15 protein-coding genes are annotated in these 16274 nt (G+C 69.8%); 6 read left to right on the top strand and 9 right to left on the bottom strand.

What is annotated here, in order from left to right; all coding sequences use genetic code 11:
- Positions 1-11: 11 nt before the first annotated feature.
- On the top strand, positions 12-1163 hold the full coding sequence (locus BU28_RS0109130; protein ID WP_028719210.1) for a LysM peptidoglycan-binding domain-containing protein: 1152 nt from the start codon (positions 12-14) through the stop codon (positions 1161-1163).
- 312 nt (positions 1164-1475) lie between these two features.
- Here the strand turns inward: BU28_RS0109130 and BU28_RS0109135 are convergent, their stop codons facing one another.
- The 5 genes from BU28_RS0109135 to BU28_RS0109155 form a co-directional block, all read right to left on the bottom strand.
- Positions 1476-2576, bottom strand: a complete 1101-nt coding sequence (locus BU28_RS0109135) for a flagellar basal body P-ring protein FlgI (protein WP_028719211.1) — start codon at positions 2574-2576, stop codon at positions 1476-1478.
- A complete protein-coding gene (locus tag BU28_RS0109140; protein WP_028719212.1) occupies positions 2576-3583 on the bottom strand; it encodes a flagellin in 1008 nt (335 codons plus the stop codon). Before BU28_RS0109140 ends, BU28_RS0109135 begins: the two co-directional genes overlap by 1 nt.
- Positions 3580-5022: a flagellar hook-associated protein FlgK gene (gene flgK / locus BU28_RS0109145; protein ID WP_028719213.1), complete on the bottom strand. Its 1443-nt coding sequence runs from the start codon at positions 5020-5022 to the stop codon at positions 3580-3582. Before flgK ends, BU28_RS0109140 begins: the two co-directional genes overlap by 4 nt.
- 27 nt (positions 5023-5049) lie before the next feature.
- Positions 5050-6381: a flagellar hook protein FlgE gene (locus BU28_RS0109150; protein ID WP_028719214.1), complete on the bottom strand. Its 1332-nt coding sequence runs from the start codon at positions 6379-6381 to the stop codon at positions 5050-5052.
- Positions 6382-6458: 77 nt separating this feature from the next.
- Entirely contained in the window at positions 6459-7250 is a 792-nt protein-coding gene (locus BU28_RS0109155; protein WP_028719215.1) for an OmpA/MotB family protein, read from the bottom strand.
- Positions 7251-7392: 142 nt separating this feature from the next.
- On the opposite strand from BU28_RS0109155, the gene BU28_RS0109160 reads away from it, so the two are divergent.
- From BU28_RS0109160 to BU28_RS22490, 5 genes are read left to right on the top strand one after another with little or no spacing between them, the layout of a single operon-like run.
- Positions 7393-8070: a paraquat-inducible protein A gene (locus tag BU28_RS0109160; RefSeq protein WP_028719216.1), complete on the top strand. Its 678-nt coding sequence runs from the start codon at positions 7393-7395 to the stop codon at positions 8068-8070.
- A complete protein-coding gene (locus BU28_RS0109165; protein WP_028719217.1) occupies positions 8067-8720 on the top strand; it encodes a paraquat-inducible protein A in 654 nt (217 codons plus the stop codon). Before BU28_RS0109160 ends, BU28_RS0109165 begins: the two co-directional genes overlap by 4 nt.
- A gap of 1 nt (position 8721) precedes the next feature.
- The gene (locus BU28_RS0109170) at positions 8722-10800 is read left to right on the top strand and encodes a PqiB family protein (protein WP_028719218.1); all 2079 of its coding nucleotides are present in this window, start codon (positions 8722-8724) and stop codon (positions 10798-10800) included.
- Position 10801: 1 nt separating this feature from the next.
- Entirely contained in the window at positions 10802-11455 is a 654-nt protein-coding gene (locus BU28_RS0109175) for a PqiC family protein (protein ID WP_028719219.1), read from the top strand.
- Positions 11455-11748: a hypothetical protein gene (locus tag BU28_RS22490; RefSeq protein ID WP_051578078.1), complete on the top strand. Its 294-nt coding sequence runs from the start codon at positions 11455-11457 to the stop codon at positions 11746-11748. The genes BU28_RS0109175 and BU28_RS22490 overlap by 1 nt, the downstream gene beginning before the upstream one ends.
- Here the strand turns inward: BU28_RS22490 and ferA are convergent.
- From ferA to BU28_RS0109200, 4 genes are all read right to left on the bottom strand, one after another.
- Complete coding sequence (ferA, locus tag BU28_RS0109185; protein ID WP_028719220.1) at positions 11745-12290, bottom strand: flavin reductase FerA; 546 nt, start codon at positions 12288-12290, stop codon at positions 11745-11747. The genes BU28_RS22490 and ferA overlap by 4 nt on opposite strands.
- Positions 12291-12360: 70 nt before the next feature.
- On the bottom strand, positions 12361-13146 hold the full coding sequence (locus tag BU28_RS0109190; RefSeq protein WP_028719221.1) for a 3'(2'),5'-bisphosphate nucleotidase CysQ: 786 nt from the start codon (positions 13144-13146) through the stop codon (positions 12361-12363).
- Positions 13133-14485: a TldD/PmbA family protein gene (locus tag BU28_RS0109195; protein ID WP_028719222.1), complete on the bottom strand. Its 1353-nt coding sequence runs from the start codon at positions 14483-14485 to the stop codon at positions 13133-13135. The genes BU28_RS0109190 and BU28_RS0109195 overlap by 14 nt, the downstream gene beginning before the upstream one ends.
- A gap of 95 nt (positions 14486-14580) precedes the next feature.
- Positions 14581-16194 carry a DUF2125 domain-containing protein gene (locus BU28_RS0109200; protein ID WP_028719223.1) on the bottom strand — a complete coding sequence of 538 codons (1614 nt, stop codon included), beginning with the start codon at positions 16192-16194 and terminating at the stop codon, positions 14581-14583.
- Positions 16195-16274: the final 80 nt, after the last annotated feature.

Here is a 16274-nt window from a genome sequence, read left to right on the forward strand (position 1 = left end):
AACGGGCAGAGATGGCGAATTTCTGGCAGGCGGCGGCGGCCGTCGCGGTGGCGGCTTTGCTGGGGGCCTGCAGCCCCGAAGGCGGGCTGAATCTGAACAACCTGGACCCCGACCTGCGCGGCTGGGGCGGCGGCGGGCTGGATACCGCGCCGGCGGCGGCAGCGGCGGCGCCCCGCCCGGCCCCCGACAGCCGCGGCATCATCACCTATCCCGGCTATCAGGTCGCCATCGCCCGGCAGGGCGACACCGTGGCGACCATCGCCGCGCGGCTTGGGCTGAACGCGGCGCAGCTGGCCAGCTACAACGCGATCGACGCCGCCGCGCCGCTGAACGCGGGCGCGGTCGTGGCGCTGCCGGGGCGCGTCGCGCCGGGCACGGCCGTGCCCGCCCCCCCGGGCAGCGGGGCGGTGACCGATCCCTTTGCGGGCCAGGGGATGAAGCAGCCGAACATCCCGGGCGGCCCGGCCCCGGCGGCGACCCAGCCCGCAGCCAGCCAGCCGCGCCAGCATGTCGTCGTGGCCGGCGAGACGGCTTGGTCGGTGGCCCGCAAATACGGCGTTTCCGTGAACGACCTGGCGTCCTGGAACGGGCTTGCCGGCAACATGGCGCTGCGCGTTGGGCAGCGGCTGCTGATCCCGGTCGCGGGCCGCAGGCCCGACGCGCTGGCCACCGTCACCGCGCCGGGCACCGGCAGCCCGACGCCGCGCCCGCCCTCGGCCGCCGAACCGCTGCCCCGGGAAAAGACCGCGCCGGTCAACGCCGCCGTCGCCAAGCCCGCCAGCCCCGACCTGGGCAAGCAGCGCACCGCGGCTTCGGGCAGCGGCACGTTCCGCATGCCCGCGAACGGCGCGATCATCCGCCCTTATCAAAAGGGCAAGAACGACGGCATCGACATATCGGCTGCGCCCGGCAGCGCGGTGTCGGCGGCTGGCAAGGGCACGGTCGCGGCCATCACGCGCGACGTGGACCAGGTGCCGATCATCGTGGTGCGCCACGACAACAACCTGATGACCGTCTATGCCGGGCTTGATGACGTCGCCGTCAGCAAGGGGCAAAGCGTCAGCGCGGGCACCGCCCTGGGCAAGGCCCGCAATTCGGGCGTCGTCCATTTCGAGGTCCGCAACGGTTTCGACAGCGTGGACCCGGAGAAATACCTGAACTGAGGGGCTGAGGCGGGCGCGGGCGTTGGGCCGTGCCTGGGGGCGCCGCTGTCTGGGTTGGGCAGGGCCGCCCTGTTTGGCGAGCGAACCCGTTTGACGTGGGGGACGACGACCGGCAGCGGTCCCGGACGGAGCGTACCGCGCGAGTTACCGCCGGCTTGTTCAGGCCGGCGAAGGGAGGCTTGGCCGGCCCGTGAGCGCCCGGCATCACGGCTCACGGCCCACGGCTCACGGCTCCGGATGGGCAGGGCCCTCATCCATCAGGATCTGCCCGTCAACCGCCAAACATCCTCTCGCCTGCATCCGCACAGCCCGCTAGCGGATCACGAGTTCCGCATGAAGCGCGCCGGCAAAGTGGATCGCCTTGAGAATGTCGATCATGTCGCGCGGCCGGATGCCCAGCGCATTCAGCCCCGCCACGACCTCGGACAGCGAGGATTCCCCGGAGACCTCGGCAAAGCCGATTCCCGGCTCCTGGGTGATCTCGGCCTGGGTGCGCGGCACGACGACCGTATCGCCGGGCGAGAAGGGGTTGGGCTGCGATACCATCGGCGCCTCGCGGACCCGCAGCGTCAGGTTCCCTTGCGAGACGGCGACGCGGGAAATGCGCACGTCCTCTCCCATCACGATGGTGCCGGATTTCTGGTCGATCACCACGCGCGCGGCGGTTTCGGGCTCGACGGTGATATTCTCGATCTGGCCGATCAGCCGCGCCGGGTTCACGTTGCCCAGCACGTTCGAATCGATGGTGATTGTCCCGGAATCGACCAGGTTCGCCAATCCCCGGCCCAATTTCCTGTTGATCGCCGCCTCGACCCGGGCGGCGGTGGTGAAGTCTGGGTTGCGCAGCGCCAGCCGGATGTTGGTCATCTGGGAAAAGTCGAACTGCACCTCGCGCTCGATCCGCCCGCCCGAGGGGATCGTGCCGGTGGTCGGCACCCCCTGGACGACCGAGGCCGCGTCGCCGCTGGCCTCGACCCCTCCGGCCAGGACGGCGCCTTGCGCCACGGCATAGATTTCCCCGTCGGCGGCGTTCAGCGGCGTCATCACCAGCGTGCCGCCCAGCAGGCTTTTGGCGTCCCCGATGGCCGACACGCTGATGTCGATCTGCGACCCCGCCCGGGCAAAGGGCGGCAGGGTCGCCGTCACGATCACAGCCGCGACGTTCTTGGGCCGAAAGGCTTCGTCCGTCACGTTGACGCCCAGCCGCTCCAGCAGCCCGGCCATGATCTCTTCGGTAAAGGGGGTGTTGCGCAGGCTGTCGCCCGAGCCGTTCAGGCCCACGACAAGGCCATAGCCGACCAGGTCGTTTCCGCGCACCCCGTCGACATTTGAAAGATCCTTGATCCTGACGGGCGCAGCCTGGGCGGCGCCGACCCACAGCAGGATGCCCAGCAAAAGCCCGATGAACCGCATCACAGGTAACTCATCAGGCTAAGCTTGGAGAGGCGCGAGGTGACGGTGTAAAGCGTCTCGAGATTGGCCTCGACCTCTTTCAGGGCGGTGGCGGCTTCGTAGGGGTCGACCAGGACCAGAGTGTTGCGTGCCGTGGACAGGGCCGAGGATTCCGCGCTGTTCGCGGTCCTCAGCTTGGCCGCGTGTTCCTCCTGCACGCCCAGGGTCGCGGCCGCCGAGATCAAGCCGCCTTCGGCCGTGGTCATCCGCTTGCCGGCGGCTTCGGTCAGGGCCCGCGCCGTCTGGCTGTCAAGCCCGTCCTGTTCGGCCAGATAGGCCATGACGGCAAAGCCCTTCAGGGCCGCACGGATTTCCGCTGAACCCGCGGTCACGTCGCTGCGCAGGGTCTTTTGCGCATCGACTGCGACCAGGGTGGCTCCCGTGTCGCCCTGGAAGGCGGCGTCGAGGTAGCCGCCATCCCCCGCCGCCCCGTCGAAATAGGCGTCGATCCGGGCCAGGATGGTATCGGCTGCCGTTGCCCCACCGACTGCGGCCGTGATCTGGCCCATCATCGTGTCGTAACCGACGACGGCGGGACGGTCCGTGCGGGTGCCCGAAAACACCTGGCGCCCGCCGACGCTGGTGTTCAGCGCGCCGATCACGGACCGCAACTGCTCGGGCGCCTTGTCGATCTGAAGCCGGAGCGCCGCATCCGAGGAAACCAGCGCCTCGGACATCAGGGTCACGCCATCGGCCGCCTGGCTTCGGATGCTTTCCAGCGCGGACTGCATTCCCGTCAGCCGGGTCTCGGCCTGGGTGATGTTGGTGGCATAGGTCGCAAGCTGGGATATCCGCGCCTCGATCTGGGTGATGGCCTGCAGGTCGCCATTCAGCGCCCGAGGGAGGTCGGCCTTGACCCCGGTGGTGTTCTCCTCGGTCAGGGTGGCGAGCTTGGCCTTCAGCGAGGATTGCGAAACCCGAAGCTGATAGGACCGCGCGAGGTCGCTTATGGAATTGAAACCGGTCATCTCAGCCCCAGGATCTGGTCAAGCATGTCATTGGCGATCTGAAAGACCTTGGCATTGGCGCCATAGGCCTTTTCCAGCGCGAGCAGGGTGCTCATCTCGGTGTCTTCGTCGACGCCTTGCGCCAGAAGCGCGGTGCGGATGCCCTCGGCGTGGCTCTGGTCCTGGAACGAAACGGTCTCGGCCCGGTCCCGCTGCGAGGCGGCGGCCGAAGCGAGGTTTGCCGCAAAGTTCAGGACGTTTCCCGCACTGCCCGACAGGACCGCCGAGGCCGGCGCGCGGTTTTCCGAAAGCGACGTCCCCAGCCGGAGCAGCAGGCTGCTGTCGCCCGCGCTGCCGGCCGCGGTCGCGTTCAGCCCCGCCCGCAGCCGCCAGGCCTCGCCCCCCGCCGACGGGTCGGCCAGCCGGTTCAGCGACAGGCGATTGGCCAGTCCCAGGGTGCCCTGCAGGCTGCCTTGACCATCGGTGAAAAGCCCCGCCTCGCCGACGGCCAGCGTCGGGTCGACCGCGGGATCGGCAAAGCGGGCGTAAAGATCCGCCGCGAAGGCATCGACCTGGGCCTGATAGGCGGGGGCGAGTTCATCGCGGACCTGGAACTGCGCCGCCAGCGAGCCGCCGGCGAATTGGCCCATGTCCGCCGCACCCAGGCTGCGGCCGTCGATCGAAAGGCCCGACAGCGCGCCATTGGCCAGCGTCGTGTCCGGGGTCACGATTGACGCGGCCGAGAAACCGATCCGCGCGGATGTCGAACCATCCAGAAGCGTCGTGCCGCCCGTCGTGAAAAGCGCGACCCTGCCGTTTTCGCGCGCGACCTCTTGCAACGGGACGATCTTGGCGATCTGGTCGATCGCGGCCTGGCGGCTGTCCATCAGGGCCGAGGCGTCTTCGCCGCGCGCGGTGACGACGGTGATCTGGCGGTTCAGCGCCGCTACCCGCTCCAGCGTCGTGTTCAGGGTTTCGACATCGCCGGCGATGGCCTTGTCTGCGCCGGTGCGGGCATCCTGGATCACCTGCGCGACGTCATTGACCCGCTTGGCGAGCGTGCCGGCGGCATCGGCCACCTGCGCCAGGCGGGTGTCGCTGGCCGGGTCGCTGGTGGCCGCCGCCAGCGCTGTGCCCAGGCCGGCGACCAGGCTGCCGATGGAACCGGCCTCGTCCTCGGTCTGCAGGGCGGTTTCGATCGCCCCGTGGAACGAGGCTATGGCGCCGGAATGGGCTGACGCGGCCTGCGCCAGCCGGTCGTCCGCAAGCAGGCCCGCGCTGACCATGCGCCGGACCCCGTCGACCGTGACCCCGCCGAGGGCGCTGGATGATACCGCCAGTTCCCGTCGCGCATAGCCGGCGACGGACTTGTTGGCGATGTTGGTCGAGACGACCTCGGTCCCGCGGGAACTGGCGCCAAGACCGCTCATGGCATTGGATATTGCGATGGATAGGCTCATGGCGCTGGGTCCTGTGCTGGCGGGCCGTTACCGCTTGATGTTGGTGGTTTCCTGCAGCATCTCGTCCACCGTCTGGATGATCTTGGCGTTCGAGGAATAGGCGCGCTGGGTCTGGATCAGGTCGGTCAGTTCCGCCGCCACGTCGGTGGTCGAGCTTTCCAAGGCATAGCCCGTCACCGCGCCCGTCGGTCCGTCCCCTGCATTCCACAGGTAAAGCGCCCCCGATTGGCCCGAGACCCGGAAGGTCTGGCTGTCCATCGACACGAGTCCGTTCAGGTTCGGAACGTCGGCCAGCGGCACCTGGAACAGCGTGCGCGAGGCGCCGTTGTCGTAGGTGGCGACCAGATAGCCCTTTTCGTCGATTTCCACGCCGGCGATGGCGCCGGCCGGGGTGCCGTTGCGGGTCACGTTCGTGGGGGTGAATTCGGCCGCGATCTGGGTCAGCCCCGAGGTGCTGCCGGGCGTACCCAGGCTGATGGTCATGGGACCGTGGGCGGCGTTGATCGTCACCTCGCCGGTGGCGGCGTCATAGCTGCCCCCCGAAACTGCGGTGACGCTGTCCAGCGGCCCGCCGGCACTGTCGTCGAAGTCCAGCGCGAACGCGGCAATCATCGATTCGTCGGCCGCGGTCGCCGTGTCGTCGCTGACCGCCGAATCGCGGATTTCCAGCGTCCAGCTGTTCGAGCGGCCCGTTCCCGCCGCCCCGACCGTCGGAACGAAGGTCATCGTCAGGGTCTGGGGCGCGCCCAGGTTGTCGTAATACTGGATCGTAGTCGACGAGGCGGCGCCCGCGCTGCCGCCCACCGTGGCCTGGGCCGGCAGGTTGAAGGACGCCAGGCCGATCCGGGTGGTGGGAGCGGCATAGGTCGCATTCATGTTCAGCACGATCGGCTGCAGCCCCGACGCCGAATCGCGTGCGTTGGTCGGGATGGTGCCATCGGCATTGGCCGGCCATCCCATCAGCACCAGCCCCGAGCCGGTGCGCAGCACCCCTTCGTCATCGGTGCGGAAGGATCCGGTGCGCGTCAGCAGAAGCGATCCCGCGGTATCGCCGTTGCCCATTTGCGCCGCGTCCATCACCGGCAGCATGCCCCGGCCCGACACCGCGATGTCGAGCGCGTTGCCGGTCGACACCACCCCGCCGGTTTCGTCGATCACCCGCGACGAACTGGTGCGCACCCCGCCCGCCGTGTACCGCCCGCCCCGGGAATCGCCGATCACGACGCTTTCGAAATCGGTTTCCATCCGGCGATAGCCATAGGTGCCCGAATTGGCGATGTTGTCCGAGATGCCCGCCAGGCGCGAGGCGTTCGCGGCAAGCCCGGACACGCCGGCGGAAAGTGCAGAGGAAATCGACATGGACGGTCATCCTGACTGAGTCGTTGCTGGCAGCAGCTTGGCGGCCGAGGGGTTAAGATTGCTCTAACGGGCGCGAGTCATCGCAAGAGGATCACTTCGACCCGGTTGTTGTTGGGATCCATCGGATTGACGGAGCGGTTGCGCCGGTCGGCATAGCCGGTCACGCGCTGGATGCGCCGCCCCGGCAGGTCGCGCGATTCCAGCAGGTTGCGCACCGCATGGGCGCGGGCGTCCGACAGCGCCCAGACCGGGGAATGGATCAGCATTTCGGGATAGGACCGGACATGGCCCGAGATGGCGAGTTCGTTCCTGACCCGGCCCAGCACCCCGGCGAGGATTCCGGCCAGTTCCTGCATCGCGGGGGTGGGCTGGGCGCTGTCGCCGACGAACAGCGGCTCGTCCAGCAGGTCCGAAAGCTCGATCACCAGCCCTTCGTCGGTCATGCGCGTGATGACATGCTTGAGCAGGTTCACCCGCTGCATCGATTCGGCGCCCGAGCCGGTCAGCTCGTCCTGGACATGCCGGGCCATCGCCTCGAATGCGGCGGCCTCGGCCTGGCCGGCGCGGGTATCGCGCGAGGCGCCCGCCCCCTTGCCCGAGTTCGTCTGGGCATCCTGCACCTCGCCCCCGAAGGGGCCCTGTGCGCCGCCGGATTTCGACTGCACGATGGTGGGGTTGAAGTAATCCGCCAGCCCTTGGCGCTGCTTTTCCGTGGTGGCGTTCAAGAGCCACATCAGCAGAAAGAAGGCCATCATGGCGGTGACGAAGTCGGCATAGGCGACCTTCCAGGCGCCGCCGTGGTGGCCGCCACCGCCGCCGCCCTGCACCTTCTTGATGATGATCGGGGCGCCGCCCCCGTTCGTGGCCATGAGTCGCCCCTTTGCTGCGGTTCGCACCAAGGGTTAGGACAACGGGCCTAATATCCAGTTAACGTCTAAAATGCCCGGGATTTCCGGTCCTGCCCGCATGGCTTTGCCTTGAAAGCCGGCACCGCGCGCCTATTGTCGGGGGATGCAGACGGCTGGCACATACGACCTGTCCACCGGCGCGGGGCTGATCGCCTGTCCGCGCTGCGATGCGCTGCATGTCGAACGGGAACTGGAGCCCGGCGAAACCGCGCGCTGCGTCCGCTGCGGCGGCGTGCTGGCCAGCCCGCGCGCGGGGGCCTTCACCCGGATCATCGCGCTGAGCTTTGCCTCGCTGGTGCTGATGGTGGGGGCGGTGTTCTTTCCGTTCCTGGAAATCTCGCGCATGGGGTTCGGCAACGAAACCTCGCTGTTCGGGGTGGCGATGGCCTTTTCCAGCGGGGCCCTGATGCCGCTGACCGTGGCGTTGCTGGCGACCATCGTGGGCCTGCCGGTGCTGCGCGCGCTGCTGCTGGTCTATACGCTGATGCCGCTGTCGCGCGGACGCCCGCCCCATGCCCATGCGGTGCCGGCGTTCCGGCTGTCGGAACGGCTGCGGCCCTGGTCCATGGCCGAGATCTTCGTGATCGGCACGGCCATAGCGCTGGTCAAGGTGGGCGGGCTTGCCACGATCAGCTTCGGCCCGGCCTTCTGGGCGTTCTGCGGGCTGATCCTGGTCAACGCGGCCAGCAATGCGTTCACCAGCGCGACCACGATCTGGGACGCGATCGAGGATGCGGGCCTGGCCACCGACGGGCGCGAAATGGTGGACCCTGCGGGATGAACGGCCCGCATGACGACGCGCCGGTGCTGACCGCCCACCGCGCCGGTCTGGTGGGGTGCCGCGCCTGCGGCCGCGTCTGGCCCGAGGCGCAGGCGGTCTGCACCCGCTGCGGCTCGGACCTGTCGCCGCCCGACCGGCGGTCGCTGAACGCGGTCTGGGCCTGGCTGGCGGCGGGGCTGATCTTCTATGTCCCGGCGAACCTGTTCCCGATGCTGCGGACCTCGACCTTTGGCGGGCTGGCGGGCAACAGCGAATCGACCATCTTCGGTGGCGTGATCGAGCTGATCCACTATGGCAACTGGGGCGTCGCGGCGGTGGTCTTCCTGGCCTCGATCGTGGTGCCGATCGGCAAGTTCCTGGCCATCGGCTGGCTGGCCACGGTCGCCGGCCGCCCGGCCACGGTCAACGACGCCCACCGCCGGCTGCGGGTCTATGAGCTGGTCGAATTCATCGGCCGCTGGTCGATGATCGACGTCTTCATCGTCGCCATCCTGTCGGCGCTGGTGCAGCTGGGCTTCGTCGCCTCGATCCATCCGGGACCCGCGGCGGTTTCCTTTGCGTTGTCGGTTGCCTTCACGATGCTTTCTGCACAAAGTTTCGATCCAAGGCTGATCTGGCGGGGGCTGCCTCTGCGACGCCGCAAGGAATGACATGACCGACACGACCCCGCCCGGCGGCAATGCCTCCCGGCCCCCCGAGACGAAACCGGCCGAGATGAAGCCCGCCGAACCGCAGCGCAGGACTGCCGCCCGCGCGGGGTTTTCGCTGATCTGGCTGGTGCCGATCCTGGCCTTGGTGGTCACGCTGGGCGTGGGCTGGAACGCCATCGCCAGCCGCGGCACGCTGATTTCCGTCAAGTTCCGCGACGCGACCGGCATCACCCCGGGCGAAACCGCCCTGAAGTTCCGCGAAATCACCGTGGGCAAGGTCGAATCGGTGCGCTTCACCAGCGACCTGCAGCAGGTCGAGGTGAACATGCGCGTGGACAAGGACCTTGCGCCCTTCATCGACGCGGATGCGCAGTTCTGGATCGTGCGGCCGCAGGTCTCGGCCCAGGGCATCTCGCGGCTGGACACGGTGCTGACCGGCGCCTTCGTCGAAGGCTACTGGGACGATCAGGAGGGCGAGGCAACCTCGGTCTTTCAGGGCCTGGACAAGCCGCCGCTGACGAGCTTCGGCCAGAAGGGCACCTGGATCGTGCTGTCGGCCGAACGTTCGCGCGGGATGACCGAAGGGGCGCCGGTGCTGTATCGCGGCCTGGCGGTCGGGCAGATGCAGAACATGCGCCTGGCACCCGACAACGCGGGGGTACTGGCGGATGTCTTTGTCGCCGCGCCTTATGACCAGCTGCTGACCAGCAACACCGTCTTCTGGGACACCTCGGGCTTTTCGGTGTCGCTGGGCGCGCAGGGCCTGTCGCTGAACGTCAATTCGCTGGCCTCGGTGCTGCAGGGCGGGGCCGAATTCGCGACCGTGCGGTCGGGCGGGGCGCCGATCCAGAACGGCCATGTCTTTGCCCTGCAGCCCGATCAGACGACGGCCGAGGCGAACCTGTTTTCCGACGAATCCAAGGCGCTGCGGCTGACCATGCTGATCGACGAATCGGTCAAGGGGCTGGAGACGGGGGCGGACGTCCAGTTCATGGGCCTGACCGTCGGGCGCGTCACCAGCCTGGCCTCGCGCGTGGTGACCCGCGACGGCGCCGACCATGTCGAGCAAGAGGTGACGCTGGCCGTCAGCCCCGACCGGCTGGGCATGACCGGCGATCCGACGCCCGAGCAGGCGCTGGATTTCGTCGATGGGCTGGTCCGGCGGGGCTTGCGCGCGCGCATTGCCAGCGCAGGCTTTTTCGGCACCTCGCTGCAGGTCGAACTGGTCGAGCTGCCCGGTCAGCCCGATGCCGCCATCGACCGCGCGGCCCGGCCGCACCCGGTCATCCCCTCGGCCCCGGGCGACATCTCGGATTTCACGGGCTCGGCCCAGGGCTTCCTGGCCCGCGTCGGCAACCTGCCGATCGAGGAGGCGCTGAAATCGGCCACCGACATGCTGAACTCGGTCACGGCGCTGGCCAGCAGCGAAGACACCCGCGCCATTCCGGGCGCCCTGCGCGGCACGCTGGAGGATGCGCAGGCCGCCGCCGGAGAGGTGCGCCAGGTCGCGACCGAGTTGCGCGAATCGGGCGCGGCGGGCCAAGTCCGCCGCATGGTGGACGAGGCCGCCGGCGCGGCCGAGGCGGTGCGGCTGGCCGCCGCCGACGTGCCGGCCATGGTCGAGCAGATCGACCAGACCGCGGCCAAGGTGGCCGAGGTCGATTTCGCCGCCATCTCGGCCGAGGCGCAGGGCATTCTGACCGACATTCGCGCCATGCTGGGCAGCGAGGACGCCGAACAGCTGCCGCGCAACCTGTCGAACACGCTGGAAGCCGCTTCGGGCCTGCTCAACGACCTACGGGACGGCAATGCGGCGGGCAGCCTGAACGACGCGCTGAAGTCGGCGCGGGCGGCGGCCGACCAGATCTCGACCTCGGTGCAGCGGCTGCCGCAGCTGTCGGCCCGGCTCGAGGCGCTGGCCGCCCGGGCCGAGACGGTGATCGCGGCCTATGGCGACCGGTCGGCCTTCAACACCGAAACCATCAACCTGATGCGGGACATGCGCCGCGCAGCCAGCGCCTTCGGCAGCCTGGCGCGGACCATCGAGCGCAATCCGCAAGCCTTCATCCTGGGACGGTAAGATGCGCCATATCCTGATCGCCGCCGCAATCGCCACCCTGATGGCGGGCTGCTCCAACGGGGAAAAGACCGCCCGTTTCCTGATCGACCCGCCCATGACGGGCGAGCGGCTGCCGAACCGGCTGGGCACCACCGAACTGAAGGAGGTGTCGCTGCCCGACTATGCCTCGGGCGACGAGGTCAGCTGGCAAAGCGCGGACGGGGCGGTGCGGTCGAACACCAAGCAGCTTTGGGCCGACAACCCGGAACGCGCCTTTACTCTGACGCTGGCGCGCAGCATCTCGGACCTGTCGGGCGCGACGGTCATCGCCGAGCCCTGGCCCCTGGCCGAGCCCGCCCGCCGCACGCTGGAGGTGCGGGTCGAAAAGGCGCTGGCCCAGGCCGATGGCCGCTATCGCCTGACGGGGCGCTATTACGTCGCCGATGCCGGGGCGGGCGGGGCGAACCAGGCGCGGGGCTTCGATATCGCCGTTCCGCTGGGGGCCGAGGCGACGCCCGCCGCCGTCGCCCGCGCGCAATCGCTGGCCATCGCCCAGCTGGCCCGCCAGATTGCCGTGCTGGGCGGTCCCGGCAATGCGATCCGCACCTCGGCCCCCGCGACGCCCCGGTTCGACGACATCTTTTCGCAGCCGCTGCCGCCGCTTGAGGGAAGCTGATGCTGGCGGCCCTGACGCTGGCCATTATGGTAGGGCTGGCCATCCTGGCCGACCGCCATTTGCCCAAAGCTTCGGAACTGCCGATGCAATGGGGTTGGGACGGCCGGATCAACTGGACCGCGCCACGCCGCGTAGCTCTGGGATTCATGCCATTTCTGGCCGCGCTGATCCTTGTTCCGGTGAGCCTGCTGCCGGGCGAGTGGCTGGCTTTGCCCATCTCGGCAGCCTCGCTGCTCTTGGGCCAGCTTTTGCAGCTTTGGCTGACGCGCCGCCATTTATTGCGGCGCGCCTAGCCCTCGTCGGGCGCGAACTGGCCGAAGCGGCCTGCGGCAAAGACCAGCGGGTGGTCGCCCGGTCCCGCCACGGTGACGCGCAGCACCCGGCCGATCATCACCGTGTGGTCGCCCGCCTCGTGCGCGGCATGGGTCTCGCAGTCGAACCGCGCGGCGACGCCGGGCAGGACCGGCACGCCCTCGGCGGACAGAACCCGGTCGAGACCGGCGAACTGTGCCCCGCCGCGGGTGAAGCGCAGGCAGGTTTCCAGCTGCTCGGCGCCCAGCACATGCACCGCCCAATGGCCCGCGCCCGCAAAGATCGCATGGCGCGACGAGGCCCGCGCCGGGCACCACATGACCAGCGGCGGCTCCAGCGAGACGCTGGAAAAGCTGTTCGCGGTCATGCCCAGCGGCCCGTCCGGCCCCTGGGTGGTCACCACCGTCACCCCGGTCGCGAACCGGCCCAGGGCCTCGCGCAGCAGGCGGGCCTCGGCCGTGGCGGGGTGAAAGGTGATCTCGTCGGCGAGCCGGTCACGGGTCGCGGGGGGAATCCGGCTCATGCGCGGGGCCTCTTCTGGTTCGGTCCGACTGTAGCGGCGGGGGCGGGGACCAGCAAGCGCGGCCCGGCCGTCACGGCGACCCCGCCGGGCCAAGCCCCGCGATCATCTGGCCGTGCAGCCGGGGCGGTGCGACGACCATCCCTTCGGCCATTGGCCGGGCGGCGTTGAAGCGCAGCGGCTGGCCCGAAAGCTCGGTCGCACGGCAGCCCGCGCACTGGGCGATCAGGCTGCCGGCGGCGATATCCCATTCCCAGACGCCGCGCACCGACAGCGCCGCGTTGAACCGACCCTCGGCCACCAGGCACAGCCGCCAGGCAAGCGAGGGGCGGAATTCGCGCCGCAGGGGCGGGGCGGCCCCGCGCCAGTGCATCGGGTCGAGCCCGACCTTGGCCGTCAGCACGCGCGCGCCGTCCAGGTCGTGATCGGCCGGCACCAGCGGCGCGCCGTTCAGCGTCGCCGGGCCTTCCTCGGCCGCGAGATAGGTCAGGCCCCGGGCGGGCAGGTGCACGACGGCGGCGGTGATCCGGCCATCGGTCGCGATGGCGAGCGAATGGGAAAACCCCTCCTGCCCTTCCAGAAAGGCGCGGGTGCCGTCGATCGGATCGACAATGAAGCAGTGGCGCGCATCCTGCCGCGCTGGTTCGTCGGCGGATTCCTCGGACAGCCAGCCGTAATCGGGCCGGGCGCCGCGCAGCAGGCTTTCCAGATGCGCGTTGACGGCCAGGTCCGCCTCGCTGACGGGACCCGCGCCGCCGCCCTTGTCCCAGGCCTCGGGCGATTGCCGCCAATAGCGCAGGGCGATCTCGCCCGCCTCGCGGGCGGCCTGGTCCAGCAGGCTCAGGTCAGGCGCCGGCAACGGTCATGCCCTCGACCAGCAGGCTGGGAACCCTGGTCCCGCGCCAGTCGCGGGCGTCGTTCGCGGCGGTCAGGCGCATCAGCATGTCGCGCAGGTTCCCGGCGATGGTACATTCGTTGACGGCATGGGTGATCTCGCCGTTCTCGACCCAGAAGCCGCCGGCGCCGCGCGAATAATCCCCCGTCGTCGCATTGATCGAGGCCCCCAGCATCGAGGTCACGACCAGCCCGCGCCCCATGTCGCGGATCAGCGCCTCGCGCGTTTGCGTCCCCTGGGTCAGGTCCAGGTTCGTCACCCCGGGGACCGGCGCGCTGCCGACCCCGCGCACCGCGTTCGCGGTCGAGGGCAGGCCCAGCTTGCGGCCCGTGGCCAGATCCAGCGTCCAGCCCTGCAGGACGCCGTCCCGGACCAGCGCGCGGTCGCGGGTCGCCAGCCCCTCGGCGTCGAACAGGCGCGATCCGCCCATGCGCGGCAGGTGCGGCAGTTCCACCAGGTCGAAGCCAGGCGGCAGCACCGGCTGGCCCAGGGCGTCGCGCAGCCAGCTTGCGCCCCGCGCGACCGCCGCGCCGTTCACCGCGCCCACCAGATGGCCGATCAGCCCGGCCGCCACGCGTTCGTCGTAAAGGATGGGAAAAGCGCCGGTCGGGGGCTTGCGCGCGCCGCGCCGCGCCACGGTGCGTTCGCCCGCCAGCCGGCCGATGGATTCGGGGTCCGGCATGTCGGACAGGTGGACGCGGGTCTCGCCCGCCCAGTCGCGCTCCATCCCGGTGCCTTCGCCGGTGATCGCGACGGTGGACAGGCTGTGGCCGGTGCGCCCGTAGCCGGCCTCAAACCCGTTCGAGGCCGCCAGCCACATGCGCCGCGCCGAATGCGCGGCCGAGGCGGATTCCACCTTCGAGATGCCCTCGACCGCCAGCGCGGCGGCCTCGGCGCGCAGGGCGGCGTCCTGCAGGGCCTCGGGCCGGGGCTCGGGCGAGCCGTCGTAAAGATCCAGCGCGCTGCTGTCGGTCCGGTCGGTCAGCTGCGCCGGGTCGGCCAGCCCCAGCGTGTCGTCGACCGGCGCCTCGCGCGCCATGGCGACGGCGCGGGCGGCCATGTCGGCAATCGTGCGCCCCGCGTGGTCCGAGGCCGAGACGCAGGCCTGCCGCCCCGCGACCAGCACGCGCAGGCCGATTTCCACGCCCTCGGCCCGCTCGGCATGTTCCAGCTTGCCCGCCCGCACATCGACGGACACGGCGGCCGCCTCGACGGCGACGGCATCGGCCTGGTCGGCGCCGGCACGGCGGGCGGCGTCCAGAAGCTGCTGGGTCAGGGATTGCAGGCGGGCGAAGTCGGACATGGCGGAACCTTCAACGGAAAAGGCGCGGGACGGGCGGCGCAAGGCGCGCAAGACCCGCCCCTGCGGGGCGCGCGCGGCGGCGCGCCCGGCCGGGCTTACTTGATCTGCTGGCCGTTGGCAAAGACGGCGCCGCCCTCGCGGAACTCAAGGTCGGTGGTCATGCGGTCGGGCTCGCCCGCGACGGGCTTGGCGAACATCGCCAGCATCATGCGCACCATGCCCAACTGGTCCTGCGGGATCAGGCCCATTTCGCCCAGGCTGTCGACCAGCGTGTTCACGCCCTGGTATTCGGCGTGGATGGTGCCGACCGGGGCCGTCTCCATGCTGCCGCCCGCCGGGGCCTTCAGGGCGCCGCTGGCGTTCAGCTTGGCGCCCAGCAGGTCCAGCGCGATCTGGTTGATCGACAGCTCGACCGGCTCGAAGGGCGACGGCGCGTCGGCCTCGGGGCCCGTCTCGGCCTCGGCCTGCGCCTCGGCGTCGTCGGCCGGGGCGTCGGGGGACACGCCCTCGGCCGTGGCGCCGTCGGTGTCGTCGGCGGGCGGAGGCTCGGCCGTGGCCTTGGCGGCGTCGAACAGGTTCTCCGTCACCGTCATCAGCCCGGTCAGGTCGATGTCGAGCGAGGCGGGCGTGCGCGGCAGCTTCGACTGCGGGTCGAACATGGCCCATAGCTCGTCGCCGATGGTCAGCCCGGCCAGGGTATAGGCCAGCTTGAAGGGCTGGGGCGCATCGGCCTTGCTGACCGGCAGCTGCATGTCAAAGCTGGTGCTGTCGAAGCCGTAGCGCACCGGCATCGGCATCTGCGGCGAGACGACGTCGACCGAGACCCCGTCCGAGGCCACCTGATAGCCCAGGCCGTCGCGCGACAGACTGAAGCCCACGTCGAACCCCCGGCCCTGATACTTGCCCGAGCCGCTGGTCGGCTGGCCTTCCTCGGTCCCGGCAAAGGCGAATTCGCCGCTGATCGGCCCGCCCTTGAGCATCCCGTCCATGGCCAGCCCCGCCTCGAGCGCGGCGGCCATCTGGCTTTCCAGATCGGCGGCGGAGCCCGCGCCCGACAGGGTGCCCCGCGTCTCGAGCGCGTCGAGCTTGCCCGACAGGCTGAACTGGTCGCCGTTCTCGCCCGTCATCTGCGCCTTGTAGTCGATGGCGCCGGTGGTCATGTCGTAGTCGTACTTGCGCGGCGCGCCCTGGGCCGCGTGGAACCGGCCCTTGCTGTCGGCGATGCCCACGGTGATCGGCAGCGGCGTTTCGACCCCGTCCGAGGTCATCCTTTCCGTCTCGATGCGGATCGTCGGATAGTCGAACTGGTGGGTCATGTCCTCGGGCGCGCCCGAGGTGACGATGCTGTTGCCGGGCATGGCGATGGTCGCGGGCACCTCATAGGGGCCGGATTCGGGCTCGGTGCCGCTGACGATCAGCTGCATCTGGTCGGAAAACACCGTCTTAACGGTGCCGTCGCCCTGGTCGGTCAGGGCGATGCTGGGCACCGACATGGTCATGCGTCCTTCGGGCGTGCCGCCGGCAAAGACCACGTCGGTCAGCGTCAGGGTCGAGCCGTCCTTGCTGCGCCCGCCTTCGGTCACCGAATAGCCCATGGTCTGGTAGTAGTCGATCCAGGACTGCATGACCTGTTCCGGTGTCACGTCGGCAAGCGCCGGCGCGGTCATCGCCGCCAGCGCCAGTGCAGAGCTTGTCAGTCGGAGGGTCATGTCATTACCTTTCCTGGAAACGCGCCTTTGGGCCAATGGTAAGGCGTTTTGCCACAGCCCCGTTCCCGCCGAAAGGAGAG

It is taken from the genome of Paracoccus yeei ATCC BAA-599, assembly GCF_000622145.1.
Taxonomy (GTDB): domain Bacteria; phylum Pseudomonadota; class Alphaproteobacteria; order Rhodobacterales; family Rhodobacteraceae; genus Paracoccus; species Paracoccus yeei.

Excerpts from the sequence above, each read along its gene's own strand:
- BU28_RS0109130 (WP_028719210.1), top strand. The coding sequence starts at position 12 with ATGGCGAATTTCTGGCAGGCGGCGGCGGCCGTCGCGGTGGCGGCTTTG.
- BU28_RS0109135 (WP_028719211.1), bottom strand. The coding sequence starts at position 2,576 with ATGCGGTTCATCGGGCTTTTGCTGGGCATCCTGCTGTGGGTCGGCGCC.
- BU28_RS0109140 (WP_028719212.1), bottom strand. The coding sequence starts at position 3,583 with ATGACCGGTTTCAATTCCATAAGCGACCTCGCGCGGTCCTATCAGCTT.
- flgK (WP_028719213.1), bottom strand. The coding sequence starts at position 5,022 with ATGAGCCTATCCATCGCAATATCCAATGCCATGAGCGGTCTTGGCGCC.
- BU28_RS0109150 (WP_028719214.1), bottom strand. The coding sequence starts at position 6,381 with ATGTCGATTTCCTCTGCACTTTCCGCCGGCGTGTCCGGGCTTGCCGCG.
- BU28_RS0109155 (WP_028719215.1), bottom strand. The coding sequence starts at position 7,250 with ATGGCCACGAACGGGGGCGGCGCCCCGATCATCATCAAGAAGGTGCAG.
- BU28_RS0109160 (WP_028719216.1), top strand. The coding sequence starts at position 7,393 with ATGCAGACGGCTGGCACATACGACCTGTCCACCGGCGCGGGGCTGATC.
- BU28_RS0109165 (WP_028719217.1), top strand. The coding sequence starts at position 8,067 with ATGAACGGCCCGCATGACGACGCGCCGGTGCTGACCGCCCACCGCGCC.
- BU28_RS0109170 (WP_028719218.1), top strand. The coding sequence starts at position 8,722 with ATGACCGACACGACCCCGCCCGGCGGCAATGCCTCCCGGCCCCCCGAG.
- BU28_RS0109175 (WP_028719219.1), top strand. The coding sequence starts at position 10,802 with ATGCGCCATATCCTGATCGCCGCCGCAATCGCCACCCTGATGGCGGGC.
- BU28_RS22490 (WP_051578078.1), top strand. The coding sequence starts at position 11,455 with ATGCTGGCGGCCCTGACGCTGGCCATTATGGTAGGGCTGGCCATCCTG.
- ferA (WP_028719220.1), bottom strand. The coding sequence starts at position 12,290 with ATGAGCCGGATTCCCCCCGCGACCCGTGACCGGCTCGCCGACGAGATC.
- BU28_RS0109195 (WP_028719222.1), bottom strand. The coding sequence starts at position 14,485 with ATGTCCGACTTCGCCCGCCTGCAATCCCTGACCCAGCAGCTTCTGGAC.
- BU28_RS0109200 (WP_028719223.1), bottom strand. The coding sequence starts at position 16,194 with ATGACCCTCCGACTGACAAGCTCTGCACTGGCGCTGGCGGCGATGACC.